The organism is Streptomyces sp. NPDC021224 (genome assembly GCF_044332905.1).
In the GTDB taxonomy this organism is placed as follows: Bacteria; Actinomycetota; Actinomycetes; order Streptomycetales; family Streptomycetaceae; genus Actinacidiphila.
Window position 1 is genome coordinate 477,093 of sequence record NZ_JBIRPW010000001.1, and the last position, 13,464, is coordinate 490,556.

The 13,464-nt window shown below is 75.7% G+C and carries 10 protein-coding genes; all 10 read right to left on the reverse strand.

Going from position 1 to position 13,464, the window contains the following annotated elements; all coding sequences use genetic code 11:
- Positions 1–43: 43 nt before the first annotated feature.
- Positions 44–760, reverse strand: coding sequence for a LysM peptidoglycan-binding domain-containing protein (locus tag ACH4PY_RS02105; protein WP_398174874.1), 717 nt, complete (start codon positions 758–760; stop codon positions 44–46).
- Between the two features lie 63 nt (positions 761–823).
- Positions 824–1,249, reverse strand: coding sequence for a phage tail protein (locus ACH4PY_RS02110; RefSeq protein ID WP_398174877.1), 426 nt, complete (start codon positions 1,247–1,249; stop codon positions 824–826).
- A 32-nt stretch (positions 1,250–1,281) separates the two neighbouring features.
- On the reverse strand, positions 1,282–2,889 hold the full coding sequence (locus ACH4PY_RS02115) for a hypothetical protein (protein ID WP_398174880.1): 1,608 nt from the start codon (positions 2,887–2,889) through the stop codon (positions 1,282–1,284).
- A gap of 1,537 nt (positions 2,890–4,426) precedes the next feature.
- A complete protein-coding gene (locus ACH4PY_RS02120; protein ID WP_199923323.1) occupies positions 4,427–4,585 on the reverse strand; it encodes a DUF6760 family protein in 159 nt (52 codons plus the stop codon).
- Positions 4,582–5,106 (reverse strand): hypothetical protein, encoded by a 525-nt coding sequence (locus ACH4PY_RS02125; protein ID WP_398174884.1) that lies wholly within the window; start codon positions 5,104–5,106, stop codon positions 4,582–4,584. The genes ACH4PY_RS02120 and ACH4PY_RS02125 overlap by 4 nt, the downstream gene beginning before the upstream one ends.
- On the reverse strand, positions 5,103–5,543 hold the full coding sequence (locus ACH4PY_RS02130) for a phage tail protein (RefSeq protein WP_031512817.1): 441 nt from the start codon (positions 5,541–5,543) through the stop codon (positions 5,103–5,105). Before ACH4PY_RS02130 ends, ACH4PY_RS02125 begins: the two co-directional genes overlap by 4 nt.
- Before the next feature lie 80 nt (positions 5,544–5,623).
- Entirely contained in the window at positions 5,624–7,168 is a 1,545-nt protein-coding gene (locus ACH4PY_RS02135; RefSeq protein ID WP_398174888.1) for a phage tail sheath family protein, read from the reverse strand.
- Positions 7,169–7,426: 258 nt separating this feature from the next.
- Positions 7,427–9,580: an ATP-binding protein gene (locus ACH4PY_RS02140; protein WP_398174891.1), complete on the reverse strand. Its 2,154-nt coding sequence runs from the start codon at positions 9,578–9,580 to the stop codon at positions 7,427–7,429.
- The gene (locus ACH4PY_RS02145) at positions 9,577–10,284 is read right to left on the reverse strand and encodes a DUF4255 domain-containing protein (protein WP_398174894.1); all 708 of its coding nucleotides are present in this window, start codon (positions 10,282–10,284) and stop codon (positions 9,577–9,579) included. The genes ACH4PY_RS02140 and ACH4PY_RS02145 overlap by 4 nt, the downstream gene beginning before the upstream one ends.
- Positions 10,281–13,448, reverse strand: coding sequence for a hypothetical protein (locus ACH4PY_RS02150; RefSeq protein WP_398176024.1), 3,168 nt, complete (start codon positions 13,446–13,448; stop codon positions 10,281–10,283). The genes ACH4PY_RS02145 and ACH4PY_RS02150 overlap by 4 nt, the downstream gene beginning before the upstream one ends.
- Positions 13,449–13,464 lie beyond the last annotated feature (16 nt).

Below are 13,464 nucleotides of genomic sequence, written 5' to 3' on the forward strand. Positions count from 1 at the left end.
GGGCGGCCTCGTGCCTCGGCCGACCACTGCGGGAGCTCGGGCGTCAGCCCTCCGCTCCGGCCCCGCGCAGCGCGGGCACCACCAGTTCCGTGCCGGGTGCGAGCGCCATCGGGTCGTCGATGCCGTTGGCCTCGGCGATCTCCCGCCAGGCGGACGCGTCGCCGTACTCCCGCCACGCGAGCATCGCCAGGGTGTCGCCCGCGACGACGGTGTGCGTGCTGCGGGCGGTGCGCGCGCCGGACGTCGGGTTCTGGCCCGGCACGTCGACGCTCGCCTCCTCGATCGCGAGCGCGCACGTCGCCCGCAGCGGCTTGCCGTCGACGTCGAAGAGCGTGTACGTCGCCGCGACGCTCATGACGACGCCGTAGAACGAGGTCGTGCGGGCCGTGCCCCACTCGAACCGCACCCACGGGCTCGCGGGCTTCTTGCGGCCCAGGCTCGCCGGGGTCGGCACGCACGCCTTGAGTAGCTTCTCCACCGCCTGCTCCACGGAGTTGTCGTGCGTGGCGGTGGCGTCGAGGAAGACCTCCAGGCTCAGCGTGCGCGGGCCGCTGCCCACGAACTCCGGCAGCGCCGACTCCTCCGCCATCCGGGACGGCGTCCGCCGCCACTCGTTGGTCTTCTGCAACTGGAGGGTGTTGGGGTTGAACTGGAGGTTGAGCACGGCGATCTGACCGCCCGGCTTCGCGCCGACGGTCGCGGGCGGCTCCATGAGGACGAGCTGAGCCGAGGTCCGGCCGGAGCGGAGCGCGGGGGACATGCGAGGGGTTCCTTTCCGGACGGGTGGCTCTCAAGTGCGCTGGACGGCAGGGGCGGTGACCGGTCAGCCGGGCCGCAGACCCTCGTGGGCGATCTCCAGCGTCTCCACCGCCGCCTGGGAGTTGGACGGGTCGAACGACGGCCCCTCCCAGCGCACCGGCACGATGCCGAAGACCTGCCAGCTGATGATCTGCGTCAGGTCCGGCCGCAGGGCGACGATCTCGCCGTCCTTGGGCTGCACCCGGCGCAGCGTCTCGTCCAGCCAGCGGGCGATCTTCGCGGTGTCGGCGGTGACGGGACGGGTGAGCGTGATGTTCGACCACGTCACCCGGCCCGGCAGCTGGTGCGCGAAACCGTTGTTGCCGCCCTCGGCGTAACTCTCCATCTCCACCTGCGCGCCCATGCCGGAGCACGTGTGGAAGGCGCCCAGGTCGTTGCCGCCGATGGCGAGCCGGAAGAACACGCTCGTGGCGAAGATGCTGTCCGTCATCGTTGCTGACTCCCTCTTCCCTCTCCCCGCCCTCAGCGGCGGCCGTCGTGCGGACGGCCGATACGGTCCCGCCCGCGGCGCAGCTCGGTGCGCAGCAGCCGGGAGACGGGTTCGAGCAACCGCCGTGCCAGGTCGTCCAGTTCGGCCGGGTCGGTGCCGTGCGCCTGCGGCTGCGCCAGTGATTGCTGCTGCGGCTGCCCGTTCGCCGCGGTGAGGCCCGCGGTACGGCGCTGGACCGGCTGCGACGGCCCCTGCGGCTGCGCCTGGCGTTGCGGCTTGGGGACGGCGGTGACCGGTACACCCGGCGGCAGGCCGAAGTCCGCGCCGTTCAGGGCGCTGCGCTGGACGACCGGGACGACGGGGACGGGCGGGGCGCTGGAAGGGCCTGCGCTCCCGCCGGGTGCGGTGGGGCGGGGCTGGACCAGGGGCACGACGGGGGGCGCGCCCGCGGAGGCGAGCGCGCCGGGAACGGCGGAGGGTACGGGAGCGGCCGGCGCCGCGGGCCGGACCAGCGGCGGCGGGGCCGAGCCCGTTTCCGCCCGCTGGACCTGCGGGACACCCGGGCCCGGAGCGCCCGGCCAGCGCGGGGCCACCACGGGCGGGGCCGCGGCGGCGGGGGGCGGTGCGGCGCCCTCGGGGGCACGCGTGCTGGGGGTGAGGCCGCGGCCGGTCAGCAGCGGGAGGGCGCGCCCGGCGGTCGGGTCCTGCGTCGGTGTGTGCGCCCGCGCCGGGAAGAGGGTCAGCGGGTGCGCGCCGCCGCTGCCTGCCGCGAGGGAGCGCGCGACGACGACCGGCGGCGGGCCGGTGGGAGCCGGACGCCGGACGAGCGGGGCGGCGGGGCCGGCGGGGGCTCCGGTGTTCGCCGGACGCGCCGGGGCGGCGGGGGCTTCGGGCGTACGGGGCCGCAGGTCGGTCGGGCCGAGCACGGGGGCGGCCGGGGCACGCCGGACGGTACGGGGCGCGCCGGGGATCTCCGCGGTGGCCGGCATCGCGGGGAGGGGGGCGCCCAGACCGCTCCGGGGACGCGGGGCGGCGGCGGGTGGGGCGGGCGCCTCGGCCGTGCCTTCCGCACGCTGGACGACGGGCAGACCGCCGCTGGGTGCCGTGGCCGTTGGCCCTGCGCTGTCCGGGAGTCGGGGCACGGGAGCCCCGAGCGGAGTGCGCCCGCCGAGCGGCGGTACCGCCCGCTGCACGGTGCTGTCGCCGTTGCCGGGGACGGCCGTGCCGGTCGCGTCGCCGCCGCGCGCGGTGGTGCCGGATCCGCCACCAGCCGCCGGGCCCGTGCCGTCCGCGGCGTTCTCCGCACGCTGGACGACCGGCATGCCTGCGGCGGGGCCCACCGGCTGGGCGCTGTCGGGGAGTTGGGTCAGAGGAGGGCCGAGCGGGCTGCGTCCGCCGAGCGGCGGCACCGCGCGCTGCACGGCGACGTCACCGGGCGTGGCCGTTCCGGGCCGCGCCCCCGTACCGCCCGCCGCCGCCGTCCGGCCGGGGCCGCCGTCCGCGGCACCTTCCGCGCGCTGCACGACCGGCAGTCCCCCGGCGGTCGCGGGCGCGCCCCCGGGCGCGGGCGCCATCGGCGCCGCGTCGGACAGGTCACCCAGCGGGGTCCGGCTGCCGAGCGGCGAAACCGCCCGCTGCACAGGCCCTCCATGGACCGCGTCCGCGCCCGCCGGGGAGGCGGACCCGCCGCCCGGAGCGTCGTCGTTCCGCGCGCCCGGGGCCGTACCGGACGCGCCGCCCGCGGGAGACGCGGTGCCGGGCCGGTCGCCGGACGTGCCACGGCTCGCGGAACCGGACGCCGTGCCGGACCCGCCACCTGCCGGGCCGCTCCCACCGGGAGCCGCTTCCGCACGCTGGACGACCGGCAGGCCGCCGCCAGCCGCGCCGGAGTCCACCGGCCTTGCCGTGTCGGGGAGTTGGGCCATGGGCGGCCCGAGCGGACCGCGTCCGCCGAGCGGCGGCACCGCCCGCTGCACACCTCCAGCTCCGGGCGCCGTACCCCCGGAGGCCCCGGCACCGTCCCGTCCGTCACCGCTCCCGGCGCGCGGCCCGGAGCCTCCGCCCTCCGCAGCGCCTTCCGCGCGCTGCACCACCGGGAGCCCCCCGGCGGCCGCGGGCGCGGCCCCGGACGCAGGCACCGACGGCGCCGCGTCCGGCAGGTCAGCCAGCGGGTCACGTCCCCCGAGCGGCGGCACCGCCCGCTGCACGCCCCCAGCCCCGGACGAACCGGCGCCGGACGGCCCTCCCGTCTGTGGTCCGGAGCCCGTGGCATCGGAAGCCCCCTCCGCCCTCTGCACCACCGGCATCCCGCCGACCGCCGGAGAAGCGGCACCGGCCCCCTGCGGCTCCCGGCCGCCCGGCGCCGGTACAAAGGCGGTTCCGGACGCGCCCCCCGCCCGCTGCACCGGGGCCGCCTCGGGCGCGACCGGCGGACGCAGCGCGCTCAGCCGCCGCACCGCCGGACGGGCCGGGCGGCGTGCGACGACCGGCGACGGCCCCACCGGGCGGGGCCGTACGGCCGGGACGTCCCCGGCGGTGCGCCGGGCCCCACCGGCGGAGTCGCGGCCCGCGACGGGCGGGGCCTCCCCCGTACCGGGTACCACGGCGACCCGCCGTACGAGCGGTATCGGCACCGCCGCAGCGGAAGCGGAAACGGTCGTGGCCCGCTGCACCGCCGGAGCCGGACCGGTGAGCGTCGCGGGGGAGTCGGCGGCGGGCACGAGCGGCCGGGAGGCGGCCGTACCGGTGGCGGGCGGGCCCCCCGCCGTACCGTCCCCCACCGCGCTGAGCAGCAGCGGACCCCCGCGCCCGGCACGCGGAGCGGGCACGGGCCCTGGGGCGGGCGGCCGGGTCACCCCGCGCGCCACGCCCGCGGGCGCGCTCGGGGAGACCGCGTGGCCGAGGCCGCTGTCGAACATCGGGTTCTGCCACGACGCGAGGCGGCCCCGGAAGACCAGGCCGTCGCTCACGCCCGACGCGGAGCGGGCGACGGTCAGTTCGGGCGGTGACGTCCGCCGCCATCCGCCGTCCCACCCGGGGGGCATGGCACGGCCCGCACCGGCGCCCCCGGCGGGACCGCCCGCGGGGGAAGCGACCGGCGCGTCGGCGCCCTCCGCGACAGGCCCGGCGGAGCCGCCGGCGGGCCGGCGGTGCAGCCTGTCCCGCCATGCCATGTGCTCAACCGCCTTCGTTCATACGGGTGTTGATGCGGGCGATCTCGTTCACCCACTGGCGCCGCTCGTCGTGCGTGAGGTCGAGGATCTCCTCGCGCGCCCAGTGGAAGTGGTAGGCGATGTACGCGATCTCCTCCCGCAGCCGGGGGAGGGCGTACGTCACGATTCCCCCAGGCGCCCGCCCGAGAGATCGACCTCGAAGCCGCCGTCGCAGTGCGGGCAGGTCACGGCCGCGCGGGTGTGGCCCTCGCTGTTGACCCGCCGGTAGAAGTCCTGGAGGAAGGCGACGTCGGTCGCGTACATCCGCTCCACGATCCCGGCGTGCACGTCGGTGATCGGGCCCAGCCGGGTGATGACCTGGCTGAGCAGGACCACGCTCAGGTACGCCGGGTTCTCCTTGACCCGCAGGTCGATCTGCGGGCGCAGCTCGTCGCGGGCCGTGGCCAGCCGCATGGCGCCGTGCCGGTGCACGACACCCTCGTCGTCCACGTAGCCGCGCGGCAGCTCGAACTCGAACTCGTCGCGCAGCGCCTGCTGCCGCCGGGCGGCCGCCGCCGGGGCGGCGGGGGCTGCCGGTGCGGCGGCCCCCGTCTGCTCCGGCTGCTGGTCCGGCGTGCGGACGAGTGGTGCCGTCGCCTCGAGGATCTCCTCCAGGCTGCCCGCGCTGACCGTACGGCGCCTCATTCGACGACGATCTCCTCGAACACGATGGTCACGGACTCGGTGGCCGCGGACGACTGGCCCGCGTTGAGGGACGGGCCCTCCCACTTGGACGCCCAGCCCTGCATCAGCTGGATACGGCGGACCGTGCTGCCCTCGGAGTCCTTGATCTCGATCGTGAGGTTCTGCCGAGCGGTGTTGACGGCTCCCTTGTTGAGCGTCTCCTTGATCCACTTGGTGAATTCGCTGCTCTTGTCGATGCCGCGGGTGATGGTGATCTCACCGGCCAGCCGGGCACCGGGCTGCTTGCGGATGATCTGCTTGCCGTCGGAGCTGACCTGCCGGACCTCGACGACCTCCTCCTCGACGGTCAGCCCGCTGATCTCCTGGACGGACTCCACCAGGTAGCCGCCGAGCTGCACGCCGAAGATGTGGGTGGAAAGCGCGTCGCCCTCTGCCATGACTTCCCGTCACCTTTCCTTGCTACGTCGCTGGTTCGCGGTCGCTGTCGCGGTCGCAGTCGCTGTCGCGGTCGCCGCGGTCACTCGTCGATGAGGCTGGTGCTGTCGGAGAACTGCGCCAGCCGGAAGACCACGAACTCCGCGGGCTTGACCGGGCAGACGCCGATCTCACACACCACACGGCCCTGGTCGATCGACTCCGGCGGGTTGTTGTCGCGGTCGCACTTGACGTAGAAGGCCTCGTCGGCGGTGCGGCCGAACAGCGCGCCGCGCCGCCACTCCTCGGTGAGGAAGGCCGTGACGTTGCGCCGGATGCTGGACCACAGCCGGTCGTCGTTGGGCTCGAAGACCACCCACTGGGTGCCCAGCAGGATGGACTCCTCCAGGTAGTTGAACAGCCGGCGCACGTTCAGGTAGCGCCAGGCCGGGTCGGAGGAGAGGGTGCGGGCACCCCACACGCGGATGCCGCGGCCGGGGAAGGCGCGCACGCAGTTGACGCCGATCGGGTTGAGCAGGTCCTGCTCGCCCTTGCTGAGCCGCAGTTCCAGGTCCACCGCGCCGCGGATGACCTCGTTCGCGGGGGCCTTGTGCACCCCGCGCTCGACGTCGCTGCGCGCCCACACACCGGCGATGTGGCCGCTCGGCGGGACGATGGTGTTGTGGCCGAGCGCAGGGTCGAAGACCCGCACCCACGGGTAGTAGAGCGTCGCGTAGCGGGAGTCGTAGCCCGCCTCGTCGTTGCGCCAGGTGCGCACCTGCTGCGCGGAGAGCCCGGGAGGGGCGTCCAGCACGGCGACCCGGTCGCCCATCTGCTCGCAGTGCGCGATGACGGCGAGCTGCACGGTGCGTACGCCCTCGGCGTCGATCGCACCGCGCTGGAAGGCGCTCATCAGGTCCGGGACGGCGACCATGGTGATCTCGTCGATCGTCTCCAGGCCGCCGAAGCCGGTACGGGCCGCGGTGTCGCCCACGTACTCCGACGGGCTGAGCCGCTGCACCTCGCCGGAGCCGCCGCGGCCCGCCGGGGCCGGGCCGTCGGCCAGCGCGGTCACACCGTTGGCCGGGCGGGTCTGGGTGCTGCCGCGCTTCTCGGCGACCTCGACGTAGCTCGACCCGCGCGCCTGGGTCACCAGGTAGGCGCGGACGTTCTTGCGGGTCGAGGCGTCGAAGGTCTCCACGACCTTGTCGCCCTGCTTGACCAGCAGCTTGAAGCGGTCCTCCGCGGGGCTGTCGCCCTCCGCGTCCGCGACCTCGACCGTCAGACCGGCCGCACCGGGCTTGGCCACGACGGTGAAGCCGCCCAGCTCGACGGGCTCCGCCGAACCGACCGCCGGCTGCGCGCTGTCCGCGCCCGTGCCCGCCGCACCGCCGATGCGCACGATGTACGCGGCGCCACCGCCGTTGGCGAAGTAGCCGTAGACCGCGTGCGCCAGGTACGTGCCCTCGGTGAAGCCACCGAAGAGCTGGCTGTACTGGTCCCAGCTGGTCACCAGCGTCGGTGCGTGGAACGGTCCGGCCTCGGCGAAGCCGACGAACGCGGCGACGGCGGTGCCGACCCCTTCGATCGGCCGCGCCCCGGACTGCACCTCCTCCATGTACACACCCGGGGTGAGGTACGTCGCCATACTCGCTCCTTCGCGTCCATACCGGCTGCGGATCCGGCTGCGGATCACCTGTCTCCAGCCCGAGTCTGCGGAGCAGACACCCGCACCGGCCAGAGACCCGCGGACCTGCCGGGGGGCAGGCCCGCTGCCCTTTGCGGACCCGCAGCGTGACCCCGCGAGCGCGCTCCGGAACTCCCGCCGGACGACCGGCGGCGCAGCGCGCCACAGCAGGTCGGACGGTGTGCGCGGACCTGCCGGGGCGTGGCGCGCGGCCGGTCGTCAGGTGTCGGTGATCTGCGCGAGCCAGGGGCCGAACTCGCCCGCCAGGACCAGGCGGCCGAGCTTGCGGTACTCCTGCGCGATGGACGTCACCACCTGGCGCATGGTCAGCGGGCCGTCCGCCTCCGCCGCGAGGTAGGCGGCGGTTACCGCGCAGGCCCGGATGGAGCCGCCCGCCAGCTCGAAGCGCTCGGCGCAGAAGGCCAGGTCCAGGTCGGCGGCGCGCGGCAGCCGCTCGCCGAGGCAGCGTTCCCACAGGTCCCGGCGGCGCCCGGCGTCGGGCATCGGGAAGTCGGCGACGACGTCGATCCGGCGGGTGAAGGCCGCGTCGAGGTTCGCCCGCAGGTTGGTCGTCAGCACGGCGATGCCGTCGAAGGACTCCATGCGCTGGAGCAGGTACGCCGACTCGATGTTGGCGTGCCGGTCGCTCGCGTCCTTCACCTCCGAGCGCTTGCCGAAGATCGCGTCGGCCTCGTCGAAGAGCAGCACCGCGTTGACGGCGGAGGCCTCGGTGAAGATCCGCTCCAGGTTCTTCTCGGTCTCGCCCACGTACTTGTCGACGACGGTGGACAGGTCCACGACGTAGAGGTCCATGCCCAGGTCGGCGGCCACCACCTCGGCGGACATCGTCTTGCCGGTGCCGGACTCGCCGGAGAAGAGCGCGATGACGCCGCGCCCGCGGCCGCCGCCCGGCCGCATCCCCCACTGCCCCAGCACCTGGTCGCGGTGCCGGGCGCGCAGCGCCAGCTCGCGCAGCCTGCGGTGGGTCGGCGGCGGGAGGACCAGGTCGTCCCAGCCGACGCCCGGCTCCACCCGGCGGGCCAGCCGTTCCAGGCCCGCGCCGTTCTGCGCGCGGACGGCGGTACGCAGGTCGTCCGCCGCGACCGGGCGCCCGGCGAGCGCGGCGGTCCGCACGGCCACGTCGGCCGCCCGGCGCAGCTGCCGCGCGTCCAGCCGGTGCGCGGCGACGGACGCGGCGAGCGCGGCGGCCTCCTGCGGGGCTGGGCCCTCGGGGCGTACGGCCGCGTCGGCGGCCGAATCCTGCGGGCGTACGGCGTGGGCGGCCTCGTCCAGGGCGTGGCGCCAGCGGGCGGCCTGGCGTTCGGGGGAGGGCGCGGGGACGGTCAGGACGACGGGGCCGTCCGCCGCCCACGCCGGGTCCCAGGCGGAGCCGCCGTGCGTGAGGAACGGGATGCCGCGCAGGGCCGCGCACAACTCCCCCAGCACGCGGGCGCGTTCGGCGGGCCGGTCGGGCAGCGCCTCCAGCGGGCCGAGCACCGCCCCGGCGCCGGTCAGCCGCGCCTCGCGGGCGGCGGCGCGGGCGATGTCCAGCACCTCCGCGGCGCGCGGGGCGAGCGCCGCCGCGTCCAGCACGAGCGGGCGCAGCCCGGCCGCGCGCAGCGCGGCGACGGCGAGGCCCTCGGCGTCGCCGCCACGGCTGCGCAGGTGGACCAGGCCCGTCCCGGTGGCCGCCGCGGCGGCCACCGCCCGGACCCGCGCGGGCTCGGCCGCCGGGTCCGGCGCGGCCTCGCCGAGGACGGCGGCGAGCCGGGTGTCGGGGCGGGAGCCGCCCAGCAGGTGTGCGGTCACCCGGTCGGGCACGGTCAGCGTCCGGGAGAGCGGGGGCCGTTCGGGTTCGCTGACCTCCAGCAGGCCGCCCTCGACGAGCGGCGCGCCGGGGGCGAGCCGGAAGCGGTCCGCCGACATGCCGGTGCGGCCGCACAGTTCGAGCGCGAGCCCGACGCTGGGGCGGCGGCGCGTCAGGTCGTCGTTGAGGTAGCCGTAGAGCGACTCGAAGCGGGCGTCCAGGTCGGGGGCGAGGGCGACGAGCAGCAGGTCCAGGTCGAGCGCGGTGAGCCCGAAGCGGGCGGCGAGCCCGTCGAGCACGGTGCCCGGCGCGGGCCGCCAGCTCCCGGCGGCGGGCATGCCGAGTCCGCCGGGCCCGTCGAGGATGCGCTGCGCGGCCTCGGGCGTGAGGTACTGCCCCCGGTAGGGGTCGTCCGGGTCCGGGTCGTCGCCCCGGCGCCGTTCGACGGCTCCCCGTACCCACCCCTCGACGACGGCGAGCCGCTCCCAGAGGTCGAAGTCCGGCTCCCCGGTGGGCGCCCCCTCCGGATGTGCCTCCTCCGCGAGGTTCGCGGCCACCGTGCTCACGGCTGGCGCTCCCCGCGACGGCGGCGCGCGGGTGGGGCGCCGCGGTCGCGCGGGCCCGCGAAGCCGTCCGGGCCCGGGTCGCTGACCTCCCGGTAGCGCAGCCGGCGGCCGGGGTCGGGCTCCTCCGCGGTGTGGACGGGGTCGGTCGTGCGCAGCACCAGGCCCTCCGTGACGGGCGGCGCGGTCTGCCGGGTGACACCGGCGAGCGGGGCGCGGACCCGTACCGACACCGAGGCCTTGAGTTCGCCGCCGAAGGCCGACCAGACGTCGGCGGCGGCGGGCGCGTCCATGCCCGTACCGGCGGTGTCCAGGCCGACCTGGAGGTTCAGTTCGGCCAGCGAGCCCCCCAGCAGCCGGGCGGGCAGCGTCTCGGTGGAGGTCAGCGTCGCGAGGATCTGGGAGAGCAGCATGTGCTCGTCCTGCGGGCGGGTCGCCCACGCCGTGACGAGGTAGGTCAGGTCGAACCAGCGCGGCGGGGTGCGCCGCCCCACCACGTGCCCCTCCTCGTCGTAGATCTCCCCCGCGCCGTTGCCGCGGCGGCTGACGTCCTCGCGGATGTCGTAGAGGAACACGCACACCGTGGGGCCGCCGCGGCGCGCGGCCCATTCCTTCGTCGGGGCGTCGAAGACCACTTCGACGCCCGACGCCTCCAGGCCCGATTCGGTGATGAGCCGGCCGAGGGCCTCGTCGACTTCGTGGATCACCGGCGGGTCACCTCGTCCGGCGGCTGGATACTGCCGCTGACCACCAGGAAGTCGATGGGCTCGCAGGTGAATCCGGGGCCGGTGGCGGTGATGGTGCGCGGGCCGGTCTGGTCCTTGGTGAGGATGAGCAGCTGGCCGATGAAGGTGCCGTCCTTGCCGGGGAAGGTGGGCGCGGCCGCCGCGGTGATGCCGGGGTTCCACGTGAAACGTACCGGGACGCCGGGCGGGAAGTCCTTGCCGCGGACCGAGGTCACGAAGCCGGGCTTGCCGATCGGCGGCACCGCGATGATCACCGGCTGGAGGATCCGCAGCTTCTGCCGGGCGGTGTTGTCGCTCAGGTCGGCGTCCGTGCCGGTCGTGGTGAGACGGCCGGTCACGGTGCCGGTGAGCGCCTTGTCGGGGCTGAGTACGACGGTGACGACGACGCTGCGGCCCGGCTTGAGGTCCGGCAGCGCGCAGACCCACGAGCTGTCGCAGCCCGGCGGCGGCCCGGAGTCGGGCAGGCCCGCGGGCAGCCCGATCCGCAGCCGCAGGCCGGTCGCGAGGGCGTTGCGCCCGTTGCGCACGGTGTAGCTGACGACGACCTTGCCGCCGACGTAACCCGGATTGGGCTGCGCGGTGACGTGCACACCGGGCCCGGCCTTGGGCGCGGGCGGGGCGGGCGGCTGCGTCGGCGGAGGCGTGGTCGGCGGGGGTGTCGTGGGCGGCGGTGTGGTGGGCGGCGCCTCCCGCACGGGCACCACGGTGTCGCCGTCGTTGTCGTCGGGCAGCGGGTCGATGACGCTGCCGGTGACGTGCCAGCGGATGGGCGCGTCGCCGGGCACGTCCCCGATCACCGTGACGGTCACCGGCACGCTCTCGCCCGGCGGCACGACGCCGACGTCGCACTGCAGCGACGCGGCCACGCAGGTGTGGCCGGGCCAGGTGATGCCGGTGACCCGGACGCCCTCGGGCGGCAGGACCGTCAGCACCGTGCCGGGCGAGGCGGCGGGGCCGTGGTTCACCACGTTCACGGTGACGGTGGTGGGGGTGCCCACGGTGACCGGGGGCACGGTGCCGGGCGCGTCCACCGCGAGGTCCACGGACTGCTGGACGGACGGCTCCTTCTGCCGCCCGGCCAGCTCCGCGGTGAGCGGGGTGACGGTGCCGGTCGCGGGGTCCAGCAGCCGCAGGTGCTCCGGACTGTTGGGAGCGTCGGTTTCACGTGAGGTGAAGACGATGCCCTTGCCGTCCGCCGTCCAGGCCGCGTCGCGCGGCTGGAAGGGGCCGGTCTGCGAGGTGTCGGGCAGCTCCGTGGTGCAGGCGTTGCCGCGGGCGCCCTGCGGGAGCAGTACCTTGCAGCCGCTGCCGTCCGCGGCGACCTGGAGCAGGCCGTCGTACTCGCCCTCGCGGCAGTCGCAGTTCTTGCGGTTGAAGACGATGCCGCGGCCGTCCGGGGAGAAGGCCGGGCTGTCGTCGATGACCGCGCAACCGTCCGGGCAGTTGTCCTTGGTCACGTCGTGCTGGTCGGCGAGGTCCGCGACGGGCGCGGTCCAGATGTGCTTCTGGCCGCCCTGGTCCGTCGTGTCCCGCGTGAAGGCGAGCATCGTGCCGTCCGGCGACCAGGTGGGCTGCGCGTCCCGTCCCTGCGCCGCGTCCGCCGGCGGGGTGATCCTGCCGGTGATCGCGCCGGTCGTGGCATCGGCGATCAGTACGGTGCTGGGACCGGCCGCGTCCAGGACGCCGCCGGGGGAGGTACGGGTGAAGGCGATGTACTTGCCGTCGGGAGAGAAGGTCGGGTCGGTGTCCCAGTCGGTCGCGCTCCGTTCGGCCAGCGGCATGAAGTCGCCATGGGTGCCGTCCGCGTCCACCAGCCAGATCCGCTCCATGCGCGCGGAGTCGGGGTTGCCGGGATCGACGTCCTCGAAGCGGGTCACGACGATCCGGCGGCCGTCCGGCGTGTAGTTCTGCCGTTCGCTCCACGGGTCGTAGCCGGCCGCGGGCACGAACAGCGGGTTCTTCTTCGGGTCGGTGTTCGTCCAGGCCGCCGGGTCCTCCTCCAGGATCGTCACCCCGAGGTCGCGCGGGTCGGAGCCGTCCATCCGGACGTCCTGGAGGGTCACGATGCAGGGGTTGGCCGCGGTGTCGCGCTCCACGATCGCGCCGCCGCCGTCGATCGGGCCGAACCAGGTCGGCGAGGTGACCTCGCGGTCCTCGGTGAGCACGAGCGAGGGCTCGCCGTCCGCGTGCAGGGTGGTACGGAAGACATGGTCGAAGTCGCCCTCGCAACTGCACGTGACCTCGGGGCTGAGGAAGACCACCTCGTTCCCGTCGGGCAGCCAGGATGCCCCGTGGGCCCGCCAGGAGGCGTAGTTGCCCGCCATGAACGGCTGGTCGGTCGTGCCGTCCGTCACCCGCAGCCGCGGGCTGCCGTTCGCGACCGCCGCCGCGACGGCCTTGGCCCCCGTCAGGCGCGGGCCGCTGTCGGGCGGGATCGTGGCGGTGTAGGCGATGAGGTCGCGGTGCGCGTCGTCGTCCACCGGGTTCCACACCGGTTCGGTGGCCGGGCCGTCGGCGGGGTCGCTGACCCGGGTGAGCGGGCCGCCGTCGAGGTCGCGGACGTAGATCTGGGGGCCGGTGAGCGGGTCGTTGTCGCAGGAGAACGCGATCCGCTTGCCGTCCGGGGAGACGGTGGGGCTCTCCTCGTTGTCCGGGGTGTCGGTGAGCCGGGTCAGGCCGGTGCCGTCGGTGTGGACGAGCCACAGGTCGCGCTGGGTGCCGCCGCCCGCCGCCGGTTCCGCGGCGTCGAAGACGACCGAGCCGCCGTCCGGGGTGAGCCGCGGGTGCGCGGCGTCCATGCCCTTGGTGAGCTTGAGCACCGAGCCGTCCGCGGACCGCAGGTAGATCTGCGGCTTCGGCTCGTCGCGGAGACTGGCGAAGACCAGCTGGTCGCCGAGCGCGGCCGGCTGGGTGTCGTAGTGGGTGGGGCCGTCACCGAACAGCGGGGTGCTGTTCTTGGTGTCCTGCGCCGTCACCTGGCCGAGGCTGCGGTGCTTGGTGCCCGCGTAGGTGATCCGGTCGTCCGCGCCCGTGGCCGCGGCGGCCGCGCGCGGTGCGGCGGAGCTGCCGCCGCCGCTTCCCCCGGCGGCCGCGGTGGCCCCGAGCAGCGGGACCAGCAGCAGCAGCGACACCCCGGCTCTT